We start from the raw sequence: 22,083 nt of genomic DNA, 5'->3' as shown, positions 1-22,083 counted from the left end.
CGTCGACGGAGCTCGGGCGCTGCTCCTCGAGGGCAGCCGGGTTGCCGACCGGCCGGCGCCGGCGGAGGTTGCACGGATGAGCGATGCCTACCGCCACGAGTCCGGACTGCTCGCCGAGGACCGGGAGCACGTCCGGGTGCTGACCCTCGACCGGCCCGAGCGGCGCAATGCGCTCTCCACCGAGCTGCAGGCCGATCTGGTGGAGCAGTTCCTGCGGGTGGTCGAGGACGGCGTCCGCGCGGTGGTGCTCACCGGCACCGGGCCGGCGTTCTGCGCCGGGCTCGACCTCAAGGAGATCCGGGCGGCCGACGAGCGCGGGGAGCGGTTCCGCCCGCCGATGAACCGGCCGGCCCGGGCGGTCTTCGAGGTGGTCACCGAGACGCCGGTGCCGGTGATCGCCGCGCTCAACGGCCCGGCGGTCGCGGGCGGTTTCGAGCTGGCCCTGGCCTGCGATCTGCGGATCGCGTCCCCGGCGGTCAGCTTCGCCCTCCCCGAGGCCGCGATCGGCATGGGCGCCAATTTCGGCTCGGTCGTGCTGCCCAAACGGATCCCGGTCGGGATCGCGCTCGAGCTGTTGTTCACCGGCGATCCGATCGACGCGACCGAGGCCCAGCGGTGGGGGCTGGTCAACCGGCTGGTCGAGCCGGAGCAGGTGCTGCCGACCGCCCTGGACCTCGCCGACCGGATCGCGGCCAACGCACCGATCTCGGTGCGCCGGATGAAGGAGACCGCGACCAAGGCGCTGGAGCTGCCGCTCTGGCAGGGGCTGCGGCTCGACGTCGGGCCCAACCCCTACCTGAGCGAGGACCGCAAGGAGGGCATCGCCGCCCGGCTGGAGAAGCGGCCGCCGCGCTGGACCGGCCGCTGATCCGAGCGGGTGCGCCGGCACCCCCTTCCCCTGTCGGGAGCGGGGCGTGGGCGCAACCGCCGGCCACGGCGGCGAAGCGGCGGACGGTCAGGCGCCCGAGAAGCGCTGCTCCAGCGCCTGCACCTCGGGCAGGCCGATCAGGTCGGTGAACTCCTCGAAGGTCGGCACCGCGTCGAGGGCCGCCGTGGGCACCCCGTCGCGCTTCAGCGCGGCCAGCAGCGTGCGGATGCCGGCGGTGGCCGCGAGCAGCGTGCCGATCGGGTAGATCACCAGCGAGAACCCGAGCTCGCTGATCCGCTCGAGCGGCATCGGGGGCGTCTTGCCGCCCTCGGCCCAGTTGAAGACCAGCGGAGCCACGTCCCGCAGCTCGGCGGCCACCCGCTCGATGTCCGCGTCCGAGGTCGGCGCCTCGACGAAGAGCACGTCCGCCCCGGCGTCGGCGAACGCGCGCGCCCGGGCGATGGCGTCGTCGGTCCCGGTCACGGCGACGGCGTCGGTGCGGGCGATGATCAGCAGGTCCGGGTCGCGCCGCGCCTCGACCGCCGCCCGGATCTTGCCGACCATCTCGTCGGCGCCGATCAGCAGCTTGCCGCTCATGTGCCCGCACTTCTTGGGCATCACCTGGTCCTCGAGCTGGATCCCGGCGACGCCGGCCTGCTCGTACAGCTGCACCGTGCGGACGACGTTGATCGCGTTGCCGTAGCCGGTGTCCGCGTCGGCGATCACCGGCACGTCGACGGCGGCCACGATCCGTCGGGCGTTGTCCACCATCTCGGTCCCGGTCAGCAGCCCGACGTCGGGGCGGCCGATCAGCGACGCCGTCGTCCCGAAGCCGGTCATGTAGACGGCGTCGAAACCGGCCTGCTCGATCAACCGGGCGCTCAGCGCGTCGTAGGCACCGGGGGCGAGCAGCGGCTCCGGACCCTCCACGAGCTCGCGCAGCCGAGCCCTCGTTGTGCGTCCGTTGCCCAGCAGATCCGCCACGTCGGCCCCCTCTTGTATGCAGTCAGCTGAAAATTACGCCGGAAACGTTGCCCCCGTCACCCCACCCCCCTAGGTTTGCACACAATCTCCGAGGGGTGTGACGGGTGCCACGATCGACGACGGCCGCCGAGCGGGCGCTGCACGAGCTGCGCGAGCTGATCCTGGCCGGCGCCCTCGGCGCGGGCGCCCGGCTCGGCGAGGTGGAGCTCGCCGCCCGGCTCGGGGTCAGCCGCACGCCGGTCCGCGAGGCGCTCAGCCGGCTCGCGGCGGAGGGACTGGTCGACATCAGCCCCAACCGCGGCGCCCGCGTCGCCACCTGGACGGTCGCCGAGCTGGAGGGGGTCTTCGACCTCCGGATCTCGCTGGAGCCGCAGCTGACCGCCTTCGCGGTCCCGAACGCGACCGCCGACGACGTCGCCGAGCTCGACGACCTCGCGCACCGCATGGTCGAGGTGGGCAGCCCGGGTCCCGGCCAGGACCTCGACGCCCTCGTGCCGCTCAACCGCGCGTTCCACGACCGGCTGGTCGTCCTGGCCGGCCACCCCACCCTGGCCACCGCACTGGCCGCGGCCATCCACCCGCCGATCGTGCGGCGCAACTTCCACGCCTACGACCCGGAGTCGCTGCGCCGCAGCCTGGCCCACCACCTGGAGATGGTGGCCGCCGTGCGCGCCCGCGACCCCGAATGGGCCCGCGCGGTGATGACCGCGCACATCTCCAACGCCCGGGCCGTCATGGTCCGGGCCGCCACGGCACAGATCACGACCGCACAGACCGCGACCGCGCAGCACGCCAGCGATGAGGAGGCCTCATGAGTTACCGGCTCGGAGTCGACGTCGGAGGCACGTTCACCGACGTCCTGCTGGTGGAGGAGGGGAGCGGGAACACCTGGCGGGCGAAGACCGCCTCGACCCCCGCCGACCAGGCCGTCGGAGTCCTGAACGGCATCGGCAAGGTGTGCGCCGAGGCGGGCATCGAGCTCTCGGAGGTCGCCCAGGTGCTGCACGGCACCACGGTGGCGACCAACGCCATCCTCGAGGGGAAGGGCGCCACGGTCGGCCTGGTCACCACCAGGGGCTTCCGGCAGGTCCTGCAGATCGCCCGCTCGTTCGTCCCCGGCGGGCTGGCCGGCTGGATCATCTGGCCCAAGCCCGAGCCGCTGGCCGCGCTCGAGAACACCGTCGAGGTCGACGAGCGGATCACCAGCGACGGCGCCGTCGTCCGCGAGCTGGACGAGGCCGACGTGCGCGCCCAGCTCGAGAAGCTGCGCGGCAACGGGATCCAGGCCCTCGCGATCTCGCTCATCAACTCCTTCGCCGACCCGGCCCACGAGCGGCGGATCGGCGAGATCGCCGCCGAGGTGCTGCCCGGCATCCCGATCTCGCTGTCCTCGGACGTGCTGCCGGAGCTGCGCGAGTACGAGCGCACGCTCACCACGGTCGCCAACGGCTACGTGCAGCCGCAGGTGAAGCGGTACGTGCAGAGCCTCGCGGGCAACCTGGCCGACGGCGGCGTCGCCGGCGAGCTGGCCATCCTGCGCAGCGACGGCGGGCTCTCCTCGGCCGCGAACGCCATCGACTCCCCGGTGACGCTCCTCCTCTCGGGCCCCGCCGGAGGCGTCACCGGCGCGGTGTGGATCGCCGAGCAGGCCGGCTACCGCGACCTGATCACCTTCGACATGGGCGGCACCTCCACCGACGTCGGGCTGGTCCAGGACCTCAACCCGAGGATCGGCCGGGAGACCAAGGTCGGCGACCTCGTCGTCCGGTCCTCCAGCGTCGACGTCCGCACGGTCGGCGCAGGTGGCGGCTCCGTCGCGCACGTCCCGGAGCTGACCAAGGCGCTGCGCGTCGGCCCGCAGTCCGCCGGCGCCGACCCCGGTCCGGCCGCCTACGGCAGGGGCGGCACCGAACCCACGGTCACCGACGCCAACGTCGTCCTGGGCCACCTGCCCACGACGCTCGCCGGTGGCGAGATCACCCTCGACGTCGAGGCCGCGCGGACCGCCGTCGGCACGGTCGCCGAGGCCATGGGCCTGGAGTCACCCGAGGCGGCGGCCGCCGGGATCATCGACATCGTCAACGAGAACATGCTCGGCGGTCTCCGCCTGGTCTCGGTGCAGCAGGGCTTCGACCCGCGCGACTTCGCCCTGGTGGCCTTCGGCGGCGCCGGCCCGCTGCACGCCAACGCCCTCGGGAAGCTGACCGGTGCCTGGCCGGTGATCGTGCCGCCCGGCCCGGGCCTGCTCTGCGCCCTGGGCGACGCCACCACCAGCCGGCGTGACGAGTCCGCCCGCACGGTGCTGCGCCGGTTCGGCGAGCTGACCGGCGACGATCTGGCCACGATCCTGCGCGACCTGGCCGCCGACGCCGGCCGGCGGCTGGAGGAGCAGGGCCTGTCCCGCGCCGAGCAGACCGTCGGCTACCAGGTCGACGTCCGGTACCACGGCCAGGGCTTCGAGATCCCGGTCGCCGTCGACCCCTCCTGGCTGGACGACATCGGCGGGGCGGGTGGGGGCAGCACGGACGGCGTCCTGGCCACGGTGGGGAAGCGGTTCGACGCCGAGCACGACCGGCTGTTCAGCTTCCTGCTCACCGTCGACCACGAGATCGTCAACGCCCGCGCGACCGTCACCGGCCCCAGGCCCGACGTCGCGCCGGTGACGCTCCCCGAGGGGGACGGCGACCCGGCCGGCGCCCTCGTCCAGGACCACCGCATCTACGCCGGCGGGGAGTACGTGCCGGCCGGTGTCTACGACCGCGCCAAGCTGCGCGCCGGTGACGTGGTGGCCGGTCCGGCGATCGTCACCGAGATGGATTCCACCACCCTCGTCCTGCCCGGGCACGCCGCCACCGTGCACCCGTCGGGCTCCCTGCTGATCACCCCGGAGGCCTGAGCCATGGCGCAGATCATCGAGACCGCGACCGGCACCGTCGAGAAGGGCGAGGTCGACCCGGTCACCCTCGACCTCATCGAGAACGGGCTGCGCAACGCCCGCTACGAGATGGACGAGGTGCTCTTCCGGACGGCGCTCTCGCCGGGCATCCGGGAGCAGCACGACGAGTTCCCGCTGATCGCCGACCCCGACGGGAAGATGGTCGTCGGCCAGTTCGGCCTCTCCATCCCCGACTTCCTCGAGGGCTTCGACGGCACGATCGAGGAGGGCGACGTCCTGCTGACGTCGGACCCCTACGCGTGCGGCGCCGCCATCAGCCACGCCAACGACTGGCTGGTCGTCGTGCCGATCTTCCACGAGGGCCGGGTCGTCGGGTGGTCGGCGATGTTCGGCCACATGTCCGACGTCGGTGGCAAGACGCCGTCGTCCATGCCGACCGACGCGCTCACCATCTACGAGGAGGGCGTCGTCATCCCGCCCTTCAAGCTCTACAAGAGGGACGAGCTCAACGACGACGCGCTGCGGATCATCCTCAACCAGGTCCGCAAGCCCGACTGGAACCGCGCCGACCTCAACGGGCTGGTCGCCGCCTGCCGCACCGCCGCCCGCCGCGTCGTGGAGATGTGCGAGCGGTTCGGCACCGGCTCCTACCTGTCGGCGCTCGATTCGCTGCTCACGCGCAACTACGACGCCATGAAGGTGCTGCTGTCCATGGTGTTCGAGGAGGGCCGCACCCTCAGCTTCACCGACTACATCTGCGACGACGGCGTCGGCAACGGCCCGTACGAGCTCAAGCTCTCGCTGACCCGCACCGGCGACAAGGTGCACCTGGACTTCACCGGCTCCTCGCCGCAGGCGGCCGGGCCGATCAACTACTACATCAACGAGAACCTGACCCGGATGTTCTTCGGGATCTACATGATCACCGTGGCCGATCCGCAGATCCTCTGGAACGACGGCTTCTACCCGCTGGTCGACGTCACGATCCCCGACGGCTCCTACTGGAAACCGGCGCACCCGGCGTCCCTCAACGGCCGCAACCACGGCATCGGCCGGGTCTTCGACCTCTTCGGCGGACTCCTCGGGCAGACCAACCCGGCGCTGCTCAACGCGGCCGGCTTCTCCTCCTCGCCGCACTTCATGTACTCCGGCCACTACTCGGGCGGGGAGCGGAAGGGTGAGTGGTTCCAGCTCTACTCGATCGGCTTCGGCGGCATCCCCGGCCGGCCGATGGGCGACGGCCCGGACGGGCACTCGCTGTGGCCGAGCTTCACCAACATCCCCTGCGAGTACCTCGAGTCCTACTACCCGCTGCGGATCGAGAAGTGGGAGACGATCGCCGACACCGGTGGCCCCGGCCTGCACCGGGGCGGCAACGGCGTCGACGTCGCCTATCTCTTCGAGGAGCCGGGCACGATCGCCATCCACGACGACCGCTGGCTCACCTACCCGTGGGGCGTCAACGGCGGCCACCCCGGCGCGCGCGGCACCAAGTGGATCGAGCGCGCCGACGGCACCCGCTCGGTGCTGCCCAGCAAGTGCCACGACGTCCCGGTGCGGCCGGGGGACGTGCTGCACTTCGTCACCTGGGGCGGCGGCGGGTGGGGCGACCCGCTCGAGCGCGACCCCGAGCTGGTGGCCCTGGAGGTGCGGCGGGGGCTGGTGACGCCGAAGGGCGCCGAGCGGTACGGCGTCTGCGTGGAGGAGGACGGCACGGTGAACGCCGAGGCGACCGAGAACCTGCGCGACCAGATGCGCGCCGACCGGCCCGCCGAGCTGCCGGTGTTCGACATGGGTCCGCCGATCGAGGAGCTCCTGGCCCGGTGCGAGGAGGAGACGGGGCTGCCCGCGCCCCGGCGCCCGGTGTGGGCGGCCGGATGACGGCGGCGATGGCACCCGGTGCGGGCTCGTGAGCATCGCCGAGCCCGCGCCGGGCCCGCACGGCGCCGCCTTCTCGGGCCGGGTCGGCTGGGGGCGGCGGCCGGCGGTGCTGGTCATCGACCTGGTCCGGGCCTACACCGAGCCGGACGGGCCGTTCGCGCTGCCGGAACCGGGCCCGGCCGTGGCCGCGTGCGCCGCACTGGTGCAGGCCGCCCGGGCGGCCGGCCGGCCGGTGCTGTGGACGGCGGTCCGCTACGGACCCGGTCTCGCCGACGGGGGGTTGTTCGTGCGCAAGGTGCCGGCGCTCGCGGCCTTCGCAGCGGACGCCGAGGGTGACTGGGGCGCGCTGACGCTGCCCGCTGGACCGGGGGAGCCCGTGGTGGTGAAGCAGTACGCCTCAGGGTTCTTCGGCACGGTGCTCGCGCCCACGCTGGCCACGCTGGGGGTGGACACGCTGGTGATCGGCGGGGTCTCGACGTCGGGCTGCGTCCGGGCCACCGCCATGGACGCGCTGAACTCCGGTTTCCGCCCGCAGGTCGTGCGGCAGGCGTGCGCCGACCGCACGGCGGCCGTGCACGACGGGAACCTCGCCGACCTCGACGCGAAGTACGCCGACGTCACCGAGCTGGACGACGCGCTGGCACGGCTCCGCGGACCCGATACGGAACGCAGTCGTCCATGACGGTCCCGTAACGGCTCGTCACTCCTGTCCGAACGGGGTGCCGATCGTCGGCCGGTGCTGCCAGGGTCCGGCTGTCCGCGTCCGTACCGATCCCCGAGGAGTCGTCATGAACTGCGCGCACTGCGGAGCCGTGCACCAGCGAGGCCGCTACTGCGTCGGCTGCGGCAAGGCCATGCCGCCCTCGACGCTGCCGCCCCGTCCGGTCCGGCTGGCCCCGCGCCCGCCGTACGAGGTCACCGACGACATGACCCAGCCGGTGCTGCGCTTCGACGTCCGGCCCCGGCGGGCGCCGGCGACCGAGCAGGTCGTGGCCGAGGTCGGCTGACGTGGTCCGCGGATGGTCGTGCTGTGGGTGCAGGGCTACTCGGAGCACGGCCGTCCCTGCCGGGCCGGTACCGCCGTCGGTTCACCCGTACGGGTGACCAGCCTCACTGCTAGCAATCTGCTTGCAGTTGTTAGCACCCCGGGGATGCGGGGCATGAAAGAGACCGTCAGGTCATCACCCACGTCCCTGGAGCTGTCTCTCTCATGACCGACAACAACGCCAAGATCATCAACCAGCTGCGCGCCCTCGCCCTGCTCACGCAGACCGAGGAGCAGATCGCCCGCACCCGCATCTCGCAGGCTCGTACCGACGCCGTCCGTCGTGAGCTGACCCAGAACGCCGACAACGCCGCCGCCCGCTCGCTGGAGATCACCGAGCAGCTGCGGGCCGTGGGCGGGGTCCCCGACGTCGTCACGCCGGTCGTCGGCCGCCTCTCCGCCGGCCTCAAGGCCACCTTCGAGCAGGCCACCTCGGTCGAGGAGGCGCTGCTGCAGGACCTGCAGCTCGAGCACCAGCTGCTCGACCGCGCCACCTACCTCAAGGTGCTGGCCGACACCGCCGGTGAGGCCAAGGTCCGCCAGCTCGCCGAGAAGCTCATCGACGCCCACAAGGCGACCGTCGAGTGGCTCACCGTCGTCCTCGCCGAGGAGGCCCTCGGCGGCCCCGCCGCCCTGGTCGCCACCCCGGCGCAGCGGGTCGCCGGTGCCGTGGCCCGCGGCGTGAACGCGCCGGTCCGCTTCTGGGCCAACACGGTCAACACCGCCGTCGACACCGTGAAGCACGCCGGCGAGGAGACCACCGACCGCTTCTCGTCCGTGTCGGACCGGGCCGCCGCGCTCACCGACGCCGTCCGCGAGACCCTCACCGTCGGCCGGGCCGCCTCGCTGCGGCGCGCCGAGCGGATCGCCCAGCGCGAGGGTGACGAGGACGCCGCGAAGGTGGCCCGCGAGGCCCGCGAGGAGCTCGGCGACGTGACCGCCGACGAGCTGCCGATCAAGGGCTACGACTCGATGTCGGCCGGCGATGCCGTGAAGGCGATCAAGCAGCTGAAGACGCCGCACGACATCAACGTGATCATCCGTTACGAGGAGACCCACAAGAACCGGGCGAACGTGGCCAGCGCCGCGCAGACCCAGTTCGCCGCCCTGGCCAAGGACGCGGTCGGCGTCACCAGCTGAGCACAGGCCCCCGCCACCTCGGAGGGGGACCTCAGGGCCCGCACCTGCACGGAGGGTGCGGGCCCTCGGCGTGTCCGAGATCGCCCCGTCCGCGCGTTTGGCACACCGGCGGGGGAGGAAGCCTGTACGCATGAGCATCACACCCGAGGCCCTCGAGGCGGAGTTCTCGCTGACGACGGCCGCGACCCGGCTGGACTTCCTCAGTCGCCGCGACAACGGCGACACCGCGCTCAACACCGTCCGCGACGACGACGACCCGTGGTCCGCCACCCTCCGCGACACCGGCACGCAGCTCGACGTCCACGAGGCGCTGGAACTCCTGGCCCTCGGCGAGGTCGTCTCCCGCAAGGCGCACGACAGCCAGCTGGTCGGCATCCGCGCGGCACTGCGCGGCGGTGCCGACTGGGACCAGATCGCCGCCGCCCTCGGCGGCAGCCCGCAGCAGGCCTACGACTCCTTCACCGAGGCCGTCGCCCGGCAGCTGGACTCCGACGCCGCAGCGTCGGCCCGCGAGCTCGCCGGTAGCCGCCCGGCTCGCTGAGCGCGGCGTTCAGCGCACCTCGACGCCCTTCCAGAAGGCCACCCGCCCGGCGATCTCCCGCGCGGCGTCCTCCGGCTCGGGGTAGGTCCAGGCCGCATCCCGGTTGACCTGGCCGTCGACCTCCAAGCTGAAGTAGGAGGCCGTCCCCTTCCAGGGGCACACGCTGTGCGTCTCCGAGGGCCGCAGGACGTCGTTCCGCACGGTGTCCCGTGGGAAGTAGGCGTTGCCCTCGACCGTGACGACGTCGTCGGACTCGGCGACGACGCGCCCGTTCCAGGTGGCAGTGGTCATGGTCCGATCGTTCCCGTCCTGACCCGGCCGTGCCCGTCGGGAGGAGTGACCGGCGACGCCGTGGGCATGGAGCCGGGGACGGCGGCCACCCGGCCGCTTCCGATCCTCAGGAGGCCCGCATGTCGCACCCCGACGATCACGGACGCAACGACCGCCCCGAGGAGGCCGGCGGTACCCCGGAGGGACGGCGGCGCGGGCGGATCCTCATCCCGCTGGTCATCCTGCTCGTCATCGCCGCGATCTTCGCCTACATCCTCCTCGTCGGCCTGAGCAACGACGACGCCGCGGAGGACATCGGCGCGCCGGCGCCCGCACCCGTGGTCGCGACCGCGGCGGGCTGACGCCGGTCAGCGGGTGAGCAGCGCGAACGTGGCGACCGCGTGGACGAGGGACTTCCCGTCCTGCGCCACGTCCGCCTCGCACACGGTCAGGTGCTCCCCCCGCGTGCGCAGCCGGGCCGACACCTCCAGCCGTCCGGGGGTGCCCGGGACCGGTGGGGCAGTCGCGGTGCTTCGTTGCCTGCCCGCGACCGGGTCAGGAGCCTCTCGGGTCCGGCGGCCGACGGGATGGGACAGGATCGGCGACGACGCACGACTGCCCGCGACAGCACAGGAGCCCTCATGAGCCACCCCGGACCGGACGGCACCCCGTCCGACCGGCCGCCCGGTCAGCCCGGCCAGCCCGCGCCCGACGACCAGCAGCCCGGCCAGCCCTACGCCGCTCAGCCCCACGGCCAGCAGCCGGGTCGGCCGGGGCCGTACGAGCACTGGAGCCAGCCGGGTCAGCCGGGTCAGCCCGCCGGCGCCTGGGTGCCCCCGCAGGGCGGGGCCAGCCCTGCGGGCCCGACGGAGCACAGGGGCGGTACCGGCAAGAAGGTGCTGCTGGCCATCCTGGGTCTGGTGGTCGCCGTCGTCGTCCTCGGGGTCGCCGCTTTCGCGCTCCTCGGGGGCGACCCCGAGGTCGGCGACTGCCTGCGGAACGCCGCGGGCGACCAGGTCGAGGTCGTCGACTGCGGCTCCGCCGAGGCCGAGGTGCGGGTCGTCGGCGTCGACGAGCGGGAGCTCGACTACGCCGAGTTCCTGGCCGAGATGGTCTGCGCCGACTTCCCGGAGGCCACCAACGCCGTCTGGGTCGGTGACGACCAGGCGGAGCCCGGCACCGTCCTCTGCGCCGAGCCGGTCTGATCCGTCGCTCCCGGGTGCCCCGCCGGTACTCCCGGCGGGGCACCCGCCGCGTCAGCCGGCCGGCCGGTGCTCGCTCTCCCGGCGGTCCAGGAAGTAGGCCCCGAACGCACCGGCCAGCGTGGCGAACACGGCCACCGAGTAGATCGCCAGGGCCACGTCGAGGAACCGGGCGAGACCGGTGTCGGCGGACAGCGGCTCGCCGCTGATGGTGGCCAGGGCCGCGTCGTACAGCGCCGCGCCGTACGACCCGTAGGCGCCGAGCACGTAGAGCAGCTGGCTGACCGCCAGCACCACGACGACGGTCACCGCGCTCAGCCAGCCGATCCGCCCGGTGAGCAGCCGGCCGGCCGAGCGCGACCCGCGCACGGCCGCCGACACCACCCCACCCACGCGCGCGGCCCGCAGCAGGGTGAGGGCGCGGGCGAAACGCAGGAACGGCAGCGCGAGGAAGAGCACCTGCCACCAGTTGCGGGCCCAGAACCGGCGCCGGTCGCGGGCGGTGACCGCGCGGAAGACGAACTCGGCCACGAACACCGCCCAGAGCAGCCAGCCCACCACGCTCAGCGTGGTCACCAGCCAGGCGTCGCGGGCGAGGGACTGGCCCAGCACCACGAGCACGAAGACCAGCCCGAGCGCCCCCATCGGCTTGTCCAGCCGCCGGGCCAGGCCCTCCTTCTCGGGCGTGGCCGGACCGGCCTCGACCGGAGCAGGACCGACGGGTTCGGGTGCCGGGCGTCGTCGCATCTCCGGCGACTACCCAGCCCGGCCGCCGCTCAGGGCAGGCGCTCGACCAGCCGGCGGGCGACCGCGACGGCTTCCGGGGACGCCGGCTCCCGGGCGGCTGCGCGCAGCCACGCCGCGAGCGGTCCGGCCAGCGCGGGTGAGAGCGCGACGATCCATGCGCCGCTGCGGGTCCGCGCCTCGGCGACGTGCTCGGTGCTGCCGTCGCCGGCGGAGGCCACCACCTCCGGCCGGCTCGCCAGCAGACCGCCCGGCCGCCACTCGCCGGGCGTCGTCCGGGCCGCCAGCCGCTCGAGCCGGTCCGCCGCCTCGCGCAGCAGCGCCTCGTCCCCGGTCACGCCGGCTCCCGCCGCATCGGCACGTGCGGGATGCCGTCCTCCACGTAGCCGGGGCCGCTGCGCCGGAAGCCGAAGCGGGCGTACCACTCCTCCAGGTGGGCCTGGGCGCCCAGCGTGAGCGGGCCGTCGCCGTAACCGGCGATGGCCTCCTCGATCAGCCGGGCGGCCAGCCCCCGGCCGCGCGCGCCCGCCGCGGTGGCGACCCGGCCGATGGCCCGCGAGACGCCGTCGTCGAGCACCCGGATGGTCGCCAGCACCGCACCGCCGTCCTCCAGCCACAGGTGCTCGGTGGCCGGCTCCGCGTCCCGGCCGTCGAGCTCCGGGTAGGGGCACTGCTGCTCGACGACGAACACGTCGACCCGGAGGCGGCACAGCGCGTACACCTCGAACGGCGTCAGGTCGGCGAACCGGGCACGGCGCAGGCGGGGGCCGTCGGGGTCGGTGGAACGCATGGGCTCCGTTGTAGCCCACGGCCCGCCCGGCCCGGGCGCCTGCCCGGAGCCGCAGCGGGCATGCTTAGGTGTGCCTTGCCTATCTGCAGGAGGACTTTCGTGACCAGGCTCGGGCGCGCGACCGTCGGCGCCGTCTCCACCCTCACCCTCGCGGCGTCGCTGGCCGCCTGTGGTTCCGACTCCGACACGCTGACCGTGTACAGCGCCCAGCACGAGAGCCTGGTGCGCACGATGCTCGCCGACTTCACCGAGGAGACGGGCATCGACGTGGAGTTCCGCGACGCCAACGACTCCGAGCTGGCCAACCAGATCGTCGAGGAGGGCGACGCCTCGCCCGCCGACGTCTTCCTCACCGAGAACAGCCCGGCCATCGACGTCGTCGACCAGGCCGGCCTGCTGGCGCCGCTGGACGAGGAGACCCTGGGCCAGGTCGACGAGCAGTTCCAGCCGTCGTCGGGGAACTGGGTCGGCTTTGCCGCGCGCTCCACCGTGCTGGCCTACAACCCCGAGGCGGTCAGCGAGGACCAGCTGCCCACCTCCATCCTCGAGCTGGCCGACCCGCAGTACGCGGGCCGCGTGGGCATCGCCGCCGGCGGCGCGGACTTCCAGGCCATCGTCAGCGCGGTCCTCGCGCTGGAGGGCGAGGAGGCCACCCGGGAGTGGCTGGCCGGCCTGGAGCGCAACGCCGAGGTCTACGCCAGCAACACCGCGGTGATGAAGGCGGTCGACGAGGGCGAGATCGACCTCGGGGTCATGTACCACTACTACTGGTACCGCGACCAGGCCGAGGGCGGGCTCGTGGGTGACGACGCCGAGCTGCACTACTTCGGCAACCAGGATCCGGGCGCCTTCCTCAGCGTCTCCGGCGCCGGGGTGCTCGCCTCCTCCGACCAGCCGGAGCAGGCGCAGCGGCTGGTCGCCTACCTCACCGACCGCGCGGCGCAGGAGCGCCTGGCCGACAGCGACGCGCTGGAGTACGCGGTCGGCACCGGTGTCGAGTCGGCCGACGTGCTGCCACCGCTGGCCGAGCTGGAGGCCCCCGAGGTCGACCCCGGCGCGCTCAACGCCCCGCAGGTCACCGAGCTGATGCAGGAAGTGGGCCTGCTCTGACCGCTCCCGTGCTCGGCACCGCGAGCCCCGGAGCGCCGGTACCACCGGCGCCCCGGGGCTCCGGTGCGTCCGCGCGCGGCCGCCGGCGGCTGCGGCGCTCCCCGGTTCCCCTGGCGCTGGCGGCCGGCGTCGCGGCCCTGGCGCTGCTCCCGCTGGGCTACATCGCCGGCTACACCGTCGACGTCGGCTGGTCCGGCGTCCGCGAGCTGGTGCTGCGCCCGCGGGTCGCCGAGCTGCTCTGGAACACCGGCCGGCTGGTGCTGGGCACCGTCGCCGTGTGCGCCGTCGTCGGGGTGGGGGCCGCCTGGCTGGTCGAGCGCTCCACGGTCCCCGGCCGCCGGATCTGGCACGTCCTGCTGGTGGCCCCGCTGGCGGTGCCGGCGTTCGTGAACAGCTTCGCGTGGATCTCGCTGCTACCCGGGCTGGACAGCTACGCCGGGGCGCTGCTGGTCGTCTCGCTGTCCTACTTCCCGTTCGTCTACCTGCCCGCGGTGGCCGCCTTCCGCGGCCTGGACCCGGCGCTCGAGGAGACGGCCCGCGGGCTGGGCCTGTCCAGCTGGGCGGTGTTCGCGCGGGTGCAGCTGCCGCAGCTGCGGGTGGCGCTGCTCGGTGGCGGTCTGCTGGTGGCCCTCCACGTGCTGGCCGAGTTCGGGGCGCTGCAGATGCTGCGGTACCCGACGTTCACCACCGCCATCTACGACCAGTACCGGGCGACCTTCAACGGGCCCGCGGCCACGATGCTCGCCGGGGTGCTCGTGCTGCTGTGCCTGTTCCTGCTGATCGGGGAGCTGCGGTTGCGGGGCGCCCGCGGCTATGCCGGCAGCGGTCGCGGCGCCGTCCGCCCGGTCCGCCTCGCCGCGCTGGGCCGGCTGACCGGCCCGGCGCTGCTCGCGCTCGCCGGGCTGGTGGCCGCCGCGCTGCTGGTTCCGCTCGGCGGGATGGCGTACTGGTCGCTGGCCGGGGCCTCCAGCAGCCTCGACGTGGCCGATCTCGCCGCCACCACGGCCAGCACGCTCGCGCTGGCCGCCGCGGCGGCGCTGGTCACCACGGCGATGGCGCTGCCGACCGGCTGGCTCGCGGTGCGCGCCCGTGGCCGGGTGTCGACGCTGCTGGAGCGGGCCACCTACGTGGGCAGCGCGGTCCCCGGCATCGTCGTCGCCCTGGCGCTGGTGACGCTGAGCATCCGGACCACCCCCTGGCTGTACCAGACGGTGCCGGTCCTGATCGCCGCCTACGCCATCCTGTTCCTCCCGCGAGCGGTCGTTCCCGTCCGGGCGGCGGTCGAGCAGTCCCCGCCGCTCTACGACGACGTGGCGGCGTCGCTCGGCTCCTCGGGCGCCGACCGGCTGCGCCGGGTGACCCTGCCGCTGCTCGCCCCCGGGATGGGCGCCGGCGCGGCGCTGGTCTTCCTGGCGGTGGTCACCGAGCTGACCGCCACCCTGCTGCTCGCCCCCACCGGAACGGCGACGCTGGCCACGGCGTTCTGGTCGGCGAGCAGCGCGTTCGAGTACGGGGCGGCCGCCCCGTACGCGGTCGTCATGGTGCTGCTCTCCGCACCGGCGACCGTGCTGCTGTCCCGCGACACCCGACGAGGTCTGGTCCCATGAGCTCCCTCACCGTGACCGCGCTGACCAAGGCGTTCGGCGCCACCCCGGTGCTCACCGGGGTGGACCTGCATGTGCCGGCCGGTGGTCTGGTCGCCCTGCTGGGCCCCTCGGGCTGCGGCAAGACGACGCTGCTGCGGCTGGTCGCCGGGTTCGACGACCCCGACAGCGGAACCGTCGTCCTCGGCGACCGCGTCGTGGCCGGTTCCGGGCGGGGCGTGCCCGCCCGCAGGCGCGGCATCGGGTTCGTCCCGCAGGAGGGCGGCCTCTTCCCGCACCTGTCCGTGGCCGGCAACGTCACCTTCGGCCTGCCCCGGCAGCGGCGGCGCGACCGTGGCCGGGTCCGGGAGCTGCTGGACCTCGTCGGCCTGGACGCCGCGCTGGCCGACCGGTCGCCGCACCAGCTCTCCGGCGGCCAGCAGCAGCGGGTGGCGCTGGCCCGGGCCCTGGCTCCCGAACCCTCCCTGGTGCTGCTCGACGAGCCCTTCTCCTCCCTCGACGCCACGCTCCGGGAGGACACCCGGCAGGCCGTGAGCGCGGCGCTGATCGCCGCCGGGGCAACCGCGCTGCTGGTCACCCACGACCAGGCCGAGGCGCTGTCGATGGCCGACCAGGTGGCGGTGCTGCGCGGCGGGCGGCTGGTCCAGCTGAGCGACCCACGCACCCTCTACCAGCGGCCGGCGGACCTGGACGTGGCTGCCTTCGTGGGGGAGTCGGTGGTCCTGGCCGCCGACGTCCGCGACGGGCGCGCGGAGTCGGTGCTGGGCAGCCTGGCCGTCACGGGCCCCGCCGGCCCGGGCCCGGCCCGGGTGCTGCTGCGCCCGGAGCAGCTCCGGCTGGTCGCTCCGGTCGGCCCGGTGCCGCGGGGGCGGGTGCGGAGCGTCGACTTCTACGGTCACGACTCCCGCGTGCGCCTCGACCTCCCCGGCGGCGGGACCGTGACCGCCCGTCTGGAGGGCGCCGACCTGCCGTCGGTCGGTCAGGACGTCGGCATCGAGGTGTCCGGTGCGGCCGTCGCCTTCCCCGCCGCCGAGGGCGCGGCCGGCATCGCCGGGCCGGCCGTCGTCGCCGGTCCCGCCGGTGCGGCGGCGACGCGCCGACGCGCCGTCGAGCCGATCAGTTAGGGAAGCCTAAGCTGCCCGCTATGGATCTGTTCCTCTTCACCACCGACGCCGCCTGGGGCCGCGACGTGGTCGCCGCGGGTGCGGCAGGGCTCGTCGTCGACTGGGAGCGGCGCGGCAAGCTGCGCCGCCAAGCCGGTGAGGGGACCCAGATCAACTCCGACACCCCCGCGGACCTGTCCCGCCTGCGGGAGGCGACGCCCGGCCGGCTGCTCTGCCGCATCAACGGCCTGGGGCCGTGGACCGCCGGGGAGGTCGCCGAGGCGGTCGACCGCGGGGCCGACGAGCTGCTCCTGCCCATGGTGCGGTCGGCCGACGAGGTCGACCGGGCCCTGGACGTCGTCGCCGGCCGCATCCCCCTGGGCATCCTGGTCGAGACCCAGGACGCCGTCGACCGGGTGGGCGAGCTCGCCCGGCGGCCGCTCGCCCGGATCTACGTGGGGCTCAACGACCTGCGCATCGACCGCCGGTCCACCGAGCTGTTTCGGCCGCTGGTCGACGGCACGGTCGACGACGTGCGGGCACAGGTGTCGATGCCGTTCGGGGTCGGCGGTCTGACGCTGCCCGGGCACGGCTTCCCGCTGCCGGGGGACCTGCTGGCCGCCGAGCTGGTCCGGGTCGGCGCGCAGTTCACCTTCCTGCGCCGCGCGTTCACCGCCGACATGGCCGGTCGGGACCCGTTCGTGGAGGTGCCCCGGCTGCTCGCCGGGCTGGACGAGCTGCGCCGGGCCGACGCCGAGCGGGCCGTGGCACTGCGGGAGGCGTTCGCCGCGGCCGTCGCCGGGCTGCCCGTGGCCCAGGTGGCGCAGCCGGCGTGAGAGCACTGGTGACCGGTGCCGGCGGCTTCGTCGGGCGGCACCTGGTGGCACGGCTGCAGCACGAGGGCTGGCAGGTCACCGGCCTCACCCGCCGCGACGTCGACCTCGCCGATCCGGTCGCCGCCGCGGCCGCGGTGCGGGCGGCCGACCCGGACGTCGTGTTCAGCCTCGCCGCGGGCCGGGCCAAGGGCACGCCGGGCGAACGGGCGGCCACGGTGGCGGTCAACACCAGCCCCTGGCTGGTCGACGCGCTGCCCGACCGCTGCCGCACCGTCGTCCGGCTGGGCTCGTCGACCGAGTACGCCGCCGCTCCCCGCCCCCTGGCGGAGGACGCGCCCCTGGAACCGCGCGGCTTCTTCGGCGCGACCAAGGCGGCCGGCTCCCTGCTGCTCCAGGCGGCCGCCGCCGAGCGGGGCGTCCGGGCGGCGGTACTGCGCGCCTTCCAGGTCTACGGGAGCGGCGACCACCCCACCCGGCTCGTCCCGGTGGTGATGGCCGCGGCCCGCACCGGGGGCACCGTCGACCTGCCCGCGCGGCTGAGCCGGCGGGACTGGGTGTGGGTGGGCGACGTCGTCGACGCCTGCCTGCGTGCCGCCGTGGACGACGGCCTGCCCCCGGGCGTGGTGCTGAACATCGGCACCGGTGTGCAGACCAGCACCGAGGAGCTCGTGGCGACCGCCGAGCGGGTCACCGGACGGCCGATCGCCACCGTGCCGGGCGGGCACCCGGGCCGCGGCTGGGACACCGCCGACTGGGTCTGCGACCCGGCGCTCGCCCGGCGGCTGCTCGGCTGGGCGCCGACGGTCGACCTCGCCGAGGGCCTGGCCCGTACCTGGGCGGCCGGGTGACCGACGGGGGAGCCGGGCCGCGGGTGGCCGTGGTGGTACCGGTGTACGGGAACGAGGCGACCCTGCCCGAACTCGCCGACCGGCTGGCCGCCGCGCTTCCCGGCCGGGACTGGCGGCTGCGCCTGGTCATCGACGCCTCGCCGGACGACAGCGCGCGGGTGGCCCGCGAACTGGTCGGGCGGGACGGGCGGATCGCGGTCACCGGCCTGACGGTCAACGTCGGCCAGCACGCCGCGCTGGCCCGGGGGCTGGCCGAGGAGCCCGACGCCGACGTGTGGGTGTGCCTGGACGCCGACCTGCAGGATCCGCCGGAGGCCGTGCCGCTGCTGCTCGACCGGCTCGCCGCCGGGGACGTGGAGGCGGTCTTCGCCGGCCGGCGCGGCCGCTACGAGTCCCCGCTGCGCCGCGCCACCGGCACGCTGCACCGGCGGGTGGCCGCCGCGCTCACCGGGCTGCCACCCGACGCCGGCGCCTTCCTCGCGATGGGCCCGGCCGTGCGCGCCGCCGTCGTGACGGCGGTGGAGGAGCGCGGCGCGCCCAGCGTGGTCCTCGCCGTCGGCCGGTCCGGCCGCCCGGCGACCAGCGTGCCGGTGGTCCGGGACCAGCGGCCGGTCGGGCGGTCGGCCTGGACCCCGGGTGCGCGACTGCGGCAGTCGGCCCGGTCGCTGTCCTGGGCCCTGCGCGCTCGCCGCTGAGCGGACCGGACTACCTGGCCCACACCTGGACGGCCAGGAACGTCTTGTCCGCGGGGAACTCGTACTGCCGGACCAGCCGCAGACCGGCGTCCCGCAGGATCGCGTCGTCGTCGGTGGGCGTCGGCTCGCCGCGGACGATGCGGCGGACCAGGAACACCCGGTCGGCGTCGTCCGGGGCGTCGTCCGGGGGCAGGACGACGTCGGGCCGCAGCTGCGGGGCGGACGTGCGGACGTAGTGGTCCAGGCCGATCGCCGAGCGCTGGTCGGCGGCGACGATCGGCTCGCCGGCCTCGTGCAGCTCGGTCAGCAGCGCCACCACCTCGTCGGCCCGCTCGCGCGGCTCCCGTTCCGCCAGGGGCGCGGCGGCGAGCAACGAGCAGCCGAGCAGGACGACCGCGGCCGGCACCCGGGCCGCGCGCGGCAGGGACATCGCACCGGCGGCAGCGAGCACGCCCAGCCCCAGCAGGCCGGCCAGCAGGTAGCGGGGGAGGTAGACCGGCCGCACCAGCTCGGCGGCGAGCAGCAGCAGCAGCGGCACCACCACCCAGCTGGTGGCGACGACGCGGGCACCGCGGGCACGGACCGCGCCGATCACCGCCAGGACGAGGGCGACGTAGAGCAGGGGAGTGCGCCCGCCCGCCCACGCCTCCGCGGCCATCCCGACCAGCCGGCCGTCGGTGTCGCGCAGGTGCTCGGCGTTGCGCGCGCCGGTGCCGTTGAGCACGGCGAGGGCCACGAAGCCCACGGCCGGCAGGGCGGCCAGCGCCCCGGCGAGCACGACCGGGACCGCCCGCCGTCCACGCAGGAGCACTGCAGCGGTCACGAAGGCGGCCAGCACGGTGACCGCGTACCAGTGCGCCAGCCCCATGCCGGCCCCGGCCAGCCCGAACAGCAGCAGCCCCCGCGGCGCCTCCTGCAGCCAGCGGACCAGCCCGAGCGCCGTCGCTCCGGTGGCGAGCACGGCCAGCCCGTAGCTGCGGGCCTCGACGGACTGCTCGAGCACCAGCGGGTTCGCCGCGAGGACCAGACCGGCGAGGACCCCGGTGGCCCGGCCGGCGAGGCGGGTGAGCGCCCGGGTGAGCAGGGTGAGCCCACCCGCCGTGGCCAGGAGCGAGAGCACCCGCAGCGACGTGTCCCCGCCGAGCCCCGGGACGGCGTTCCACAGGTACATGACGAGGTAGTAGGGGGCGTTGTACGACGGCGGGACGTCGGCCAGGTAGCTGGTGGTGCCCACTCCGGTGGCGATCGCGGTGAGGATCTCGCCCAGCGGCAGGCGGCCCACCTCGGCGGTGAAGAGCTCGTCGAACCACAGGCCGTGCCCGGGCGCGAGCAGCACCACGCCCAGGACGGCCACGAGGAGCGCGGGCAGCAGCTCGACCGGCGACCAGCGGACCCCGGCATCGGCTCCGGCGCCGGCTCCGGCAGCGGCCTGTGATCTTACGTCCGTCGCCGTCGTCACCCCTGCAGGTTAGGCGACCCTCTCCTGGCCGCCGGGCACCCGGCCCGGCATGGTGCGGCAGCGGACGGTCCGCGAGCGCGAGGTGAACGCGTCGCCGTGGCGGGGTAGGAGCCCGAGCATGTCGATGTCCAGCCCGTTCGAACCGCACCTCGGCCGTCCCGACGACGGCATCCCCGCCGCCGACCCCGGGGCGGGCGCACCCCCGCCCGCCGAGGGATTCGGTCCCGCCGGGGAGGAACCCGACCGTCCCGCCGAGGCGACCCGGCTCCCGGCGGAGGGGGACGACGCGCCCGTCGACCCGCCGGAGGACCCGCCGTTCCGGACGCCGGACCCGCACGACATCGGGCCGGCGTCGGAGAACTGACCGACGCCGGCCGGACGGTCAGCTGCCGAAGCGGGCCGCTGACCGGGCGCGGGCCTTGGCCGCCTCGACCTCGCGGTCCTTGGGCGGTGCGGTGGTCACCAGGGCGTCCAGCAGCCGGGCCGAGGCGGCGGCCACCTCGGCCACCGCGCGGTCGAACGCCTCGGCGTTGGCCCGCGACGGCGTGGCCGTGCCGCTGATCTTGCGGACGTACTGCAGCGCGGCGGCGAGGATCTCGTCGTCGGCGGCGGGCGGCTCGAAGTGGGCCAGCGGGCGGATGTTGCGGCACATGCGCCGCAGCGTAGGAGTCGGGGAGGGAGGGGAGCGCGGTGCTCGTCGTGGTGGATGTCGCGAACGTGGTGGGCAGTCGTCCCGACGGCTGGTGGCGCGACCGGGCCGGGGCCGCCGGGCGGCTGCTGGCCCGGCTGGCCCGGCTGCCGGGTGCCACCGTGGCGGGGCCGGACGGGACGCCGCTGACCTGCACCGGCGTCGTGGCCGTCGTGGAGGGCGCGGCGCGGGACGTGGCGGCGCCGGACGGCGTCCGGGTGGTGCGGGCGGCCGGGAGCGGCGACGACGCACTGGTCGCGGCGGTGGCGGAGCTCGAGTCCCCGGTGCTGGTCGTGACCGCCGACCGGGGGCTGCGGGGGCGGCTGCCCGAACGGGCCGACCCGGCCGGTCCGGGCTGGCTGCTGGCGTGTCTCGACCGGCTCGACGGCATGATCGGCCGCACGACCGGGTAGCCCGCGACCCACATCGGGGCGGCCGGCGATGCGGCCCCCTTCCTGCTGGCGAGGAGAATCCGTGCCGATCCCCGAGGACACCGGAAGCCCGCTCACCGTCCTGGTCACCGGTGGTTCCAGCGGCATCGGCCGGGCCACCGCGGTGCAGCTCGGCGCGCGCGGCTTCCGCGTGGTGCTCGTCGCCCGCGGGCGGGAGGCGCTGGAGGCCGCCGCCGACGAGGTGCGGGTCGCCGGCGCCGCCGCGGTGCGCGTCTGCCCGGCCGACGTGCTGGACGAGGAGGCGGTCGCGGGGGTCGTCGCCGCGACGGTGGCGGAGTTCGGTCGCCTCGACGTCGTCGTGCACTCCGCCCAGGTGATGGCCTACGGCCGGATCGAGGACGTGCCCAAGGACGTCTACGAGCGGGTCGTCGCCACGTCGCTGAACGGCACCGCGACCGTGGCCCGGCAGGTGCTCCCGGTGTTCCGCCGGCAGCACACCGGGCACCTGGTGGTCGTCAACTCGCTGCTCGGCACCGTGACGACGCCGCTGCTGGGCAGCTACGCCGTCGCCAAGTGGGGGCAGCTGGCGCTGGCCCGGGTGCTGCAGCAGGAGACCCGGGACGAGCCCGGCATCTCCGTGTCGATCGTGCAGCCCGGCGGGGTCGACACCCCGATCTACGTGCAGGCCGCCACCTACGCCGGGGTCCACGGGTCGCCGCCGCCACCGGTGTACTCGGCCGAACGGGCGGCGCGGCGGATCCTCTCGACGATGGACCGGCCTCGCCGGGTCGTGCAGGCGGGGGTGTTCAACCCGCTGATCACCGCCGGCTTCCGGCTGCTGCCCGGCGTCTACGATGTGCTGGTCGAGCCGCTGCTGCGGCGGCTGGCGATGGCCGACGAGCCGGTCGGGCCCACGGAGGGCAACGTCTTCCGGTCGAATCCGGCCGGCAACGCCGTCGACGGGCGTTCGGGTGCCCGCTGAGTGAC

General features: G+C 74.8%; 26 protein-coding genes. 19 read left to right on the top strand and 7 right to left on the bottom strand.

Annotated features, from left to right (window positions below; genetic code table 11):
• Positions 1–76: 76 nt before the first annotated feature.
• Complete coding sequence (locus tag BLASA_RS15565; RefSeq protein ID WP_014377151.1) at positions 77–868, top strand: enoyl-CoA hydratase/isomerase family protein; 792 nt, start codon at positions 77–79, stop codon at positions 866–868.
• A gap of 87 nt (positions 869–955) precedes the next feature.
• On the opposite strand, the gene BLASA_RS15560 is transcribed toward BLASA_RS15565, so the two are convergent.
• Positions 956–1,852: an isocitrate lyase/PEP mutase family protein gene (locus BLASA_RS15560; RefSeq protein WP_014377150.1), complete on the bottom strand. Its 897-nt coding sequence runs from the start codon at positions 1,850–1,852 to the stop codon at positions 956–958.
• A 104-nt stretch (positions 1,853–1,956) separates the two neighbouring features.
• On the opposite strand from BLASA_RS15560, the gene BLASA_RS15555 reads away from it, so the two are divergent.
• From BLASA_RS15555 to BLASA_RS15525, 7 genes are all read left to right on the top strand, one after another.
• Positions 1,957–2,667 (top strand): GntR family transcriptional regulator, encoded by a 711-nt coding sequence (locus tag BLASA_RS15555; RefSeq protein WP_014377149.1) that lies wholly within the window; start codon positions 1,957–1,959, stop codon positions 2,665–2,667.
• Entirely contained in the window at positions 2,664–4,748 is a 2,085-nt protein-coding gene (locus BLASA_RS15550; RefSeq protein WP_014377148.1) for a hydantoinase/oxoprolinase family protein, read from the top strand. The genes BLASA_RS15555 and BLASA_RS15550 overlap by 4 nt, the downstream gene beginning before the upstream one ends.
• Positions 4,749–4,751: 3 nt before the next feature.
• On the top strand, positions 4,752–6,629 hold the full coding sequence (locus tag BLASA_RS15545) for a hydantoinase B/oxoprolinase family protein (RefSeq protein ID WP_014377147.1): 1,878 nt from the start codon (positions 4,752–4,754) through the stop codon (positions 6,627–6,629).
• 28 nt (positions 6,630–6,657) lie between these two features.
• Entirely contained in the window at positions 6,658–7,311 is a 654-nt protein-coding gene (locus BLASA_RS15540) for an isochorismatase family protein (RefSeq protein WP_014377146.1), read from the top strand.
• A gap of 106 nt (positions 7,312–7,417) precedes the next feature.
• A complete protein-coding gene (locus tag BLASA_RS15535; protein WP_014377145.1) occupies positions 7,418–7,636 on the top strand; it encodes a hypothetical protein in 219 nt (72 codons plus the stop codon).
• 203 nt (positions 7,637–7,839) lie between these two features.
• Positions 7,840–8,814 carry a hypothetical protein gene (locus tag BLASA_RS15530; RefSeq protein WP_014377143.1) on the top strand — a complete coding sequence of 325 codons (975 nt, stop codon included), beginning with the start codon at positions 7,840–7,842 and terminating at the stop codon, positions 8,812–8,814.
• A 130-nt stretch (positions 8,815–8,944) separates the two neighbouring features.
• On the top strand, positions 8,945–9,355 hold the full coding sequence (locus tag BLASA_RS15525) for a hypothetical protein (protein ID WP_014377142.1): 411 nt from the start codon (positions 8,945–8,947) through the stop codon (positions 9,353–9,355).
• Positions 9,356–9,364: 9 nt separating this feature from the next.
• Here the strand turns inward: BLASA_RS15525 and BLASA_RS15520 are convergent, their stop codons facing one another.
• A complete protein-coding gene (locus BLASA_RS15520; protein ID WP_014377141.1) occupies positions 9,365–9,646 on the bottom strand; it encodes a DUF427 domain-containing protein in 282 nt (93 codons plus the stop codon).
• Between the two features lie 119 nt (positions 9,647–9,765).
• Here BLASA_RS15520 and BLASA_RS15515 point away from each other — a divergent pair, with 119 nt between their 5' ends.
• Both BLASA_RS15515 and BLASA_RS25150 read left to right on the top strand, forming a co-directional pair.
• Positions 9,766–9,987 (top strand): hypothetical protein, encoded by a 222-nt coding sequence (locus BLASA_RS15515; RefSeq protein WP_014377140.1) that lies wholly within the window; start codon positions 9,766–9,768, stop codon positions 9,985–9,987.
• A gap of 279 nt (positions 9,988–10,266) precedes the next feature.
• Positions 10,267–10,830: an LppU/SCO3897 family protein gene (locus BLASA_RS25150; RefSeq protein WP_166486560.1), complete on the top strand. Its 564-nt coding sequence runs from the start codon at positions 10,267–10,269 to the stop codon at positions 10,828–10,830.
• Positions 10,831–10,881: 51 nt separating this feature from the next.
• Here BLASA_RS25150 and BLASA_RS15500 read toward each other — a convergent pair whose 3' ends face one another.
• From BLASA_RS15500 to BLASA_RS15490, 3 genes are read right to left on the bottom strand one after another with little or no spacing between them, the layout of a single operon-like run.
• Positions 10,882–11,574, bottom strand: coding sequence for a hypothetical protein (locus BLASA_RS15500; RefSeq protein ID WP_014377137.1), 693 nt, complete (start codon positions 11,572–11,574; stop codon positions 10,882–10,884).
• Between the two features lie 29 nt (positions 11,575–11,603).
• Positions 11,604–11,909: a hypothetical protein gene (locus tag BLASA_RS15495; protein WP_014377136.1), complete on the bottom strand. Its 306-nt coding sequence runs from the start codon at positions 11,907–11,909 to the stop codon at positions 11,604–11,606.
• Entirely contained in the window at positions 11,906–12,361 is a 456-nt protein-coding gene (locus tag BLASA_RS15490; RefSeq protein WP_014377135.1) for a GNAT family N-acetyltransferase, read from the bottom strand. Before BLASA_RS15490 ends, BLASA_RS15495 begins: the two co-directional genes overlap by 4 nt.
• Positions 12,362–12,460: 99 nt before the next feature.
• Here BLASA_RS15490 and BLASA_RS15485 point away from each other — a divergent pair, with 99 nt between their 5' ends.
• Genes BLASA_RS15485 through BLASA_RS15460 form a run of 6 tightly spaced genes read left to right on the top strand, consistent with a single transcriptional unit; the run spans position 12,461 to position 18,557 of the window.
• Positions 12,461–13,471, top strand: a complete 1,011-nt coding sequence (locus BLASA_RS15485; protein WP_014377134.1) for an iron ABC transporter substrate-binding protein — start codon at positions 12,461–12,463, stop codon at positions 13,469–13,471.
• Positions 13,472–13,479: 8 nt separating this feature from the next.
• Positions 13,480–15,078: an ABC transporter permease gene (locus BLASA_RS15480; RefSeq protein WP_014377133.1), complete on the top strand. Its 1,599-nt coding sequence runs from the start codon at positions 13,480–13,482 to the stop codon at positions 15,076–15,078.
• Positions 15,075–16,199 carry an ABC transporter ATP-binding protein gene (locus BLASA_RS15475; protein ID WP_014377132.1) on the top strand — a complete coding sequence of 375 codons (1,125 nt, stop codon included), beginning with the start codon at positions 15,075–15,077 and terminating at the stop codon, positions 16,197–16,199. The genes BLASA_RS15480 and BLASA_RS15475 overlap by 4 nt, the downstream gene beginning before the upstream one ends.
• A 20-nt stretch (positions 16,200–16,219) precedes the next feature.
• Entirely contained in the window at positions 16,220–17,014 is a 795-nt protein-coding gene (locus BLASA_RS15470; RefSeq protein WP_014377131.1) for an aldolase/citrate lyase family protein, read from the top strand.
• Positions 17,011–17,862, top strand: coding sequence for an NAD-dependent epimerase/dehydratase family protein (locus BLASA_RS15465; RefSeq protein WP_014377130.1), 852 nt, complete (start codon positions 17,011–17,013; stop codon positions 17,860–17,862). The genes BLASA_RS15470 and BLASA_RS15465 overlap by 4 nt, the downstream gene beginning before the upstream one ends.
• Complete coding sequence (locus BLASA_RS15460) at positions 17,859–18,557, top strand: glycosyltransferase (protein ID WP_041775796.1); 699 nt, start codon at positions 17,859–17,861, stop codon at positions 18,555–18,557. Before BLASA_RS15465 ends, BLASA_RS15460 begins: the two co-directional genes overlap by 4 nt.
• A 10-nt stretch (positions 18,558–18,567) precedes the next feature.
• Here the strand turns inward: BLASA_RS15460 and BLASA_RS15455 are convergent, their stop codons facing one another.
• Positions 18,568–20,016, bottom strand: a complete 1,449-nt coding sequence (locus BLASA_RS15455; protein WP_014377128.1) for a glycosyltransferase family 39 protein — start codon at positions 20,014–20,016, stop codon at positions 18,568–18,570.
• 118 nt (positions 20,017–20,134) lie between these two features.
• Between BLASA_RS15455 and BLASA_RS15450 the strand changes: the two genes are divergently transcribed.
• Positions 20,135–20,380 (top strand): hypothetical protein, encoded by a 246-nt coding sequence (locus BLASA_RS15450; protein ID WP_014377127.1) that lies wholly within the window; start codon positions 20,135–20,137, stop codon positions 20,378–20,380.
• An 18-nt stretch (positions 20,381–20,398) separates the two neighbouring features.
• Here the strand turns inward: BLASA_RS15450 and BLASA_RS15445 are convergent, their stop codons facing one another.
• On the bottom strand, positions 20,399–20,668 hold the full coding sequence (locus tag BLASA_RS15445) for a DUF2277 domain-containing protein (RefSeq protein ID WP_014377126.1): 270 nt from the start codon (positions 20,666–20,668) through the stop codon (positions 20,399–20,401).
• A gap of 38 nt (positions 20,669–20,706) precedes the next feature.
• Here BLASA_RS15445 and BLASA_RS15440 point away from each other — a divergent pair, with 38 nt between their 5' ends.
• Entirely contained in the window at positions 20,707–21,117 is a 411-nt protein-coding gene (locus BLASA_RS15440) for a hypothetical protein (RefSeq protein WP_014377125.1), read from the top strand.
• A 61-nt stretch (positions 21,118–21,178) separates the two neighbouring features.
• Positions 21,179–22,078, top strand: a complete 900-nt coding sequence (locus tag BLASA_RS15435; RefSeq protein ID WP_014377124.1) for an SDR family NAD(P)-dependent oxidoreductase — start codon at positions 21,179–21,181, stop codon at positions 22,076–22,078.
• The last annotated feature ends 5 nt before the right edge of the window (positions 22,079–22,083 follow it).

The sequence above is a fragment of the Blastococcus saxobsidens DD2 genome (assembly GCF_000284015.1).
GTDB lineage: Bacteria > Actinomycetota > Actinomycetes > Mycobacteriales > Geodermatophilaceae > Blastococcus > Blastococcus saxobsidens_A.
This window is presented reverse-complemented; position numbering and strand designations above follow the sequence as displayed.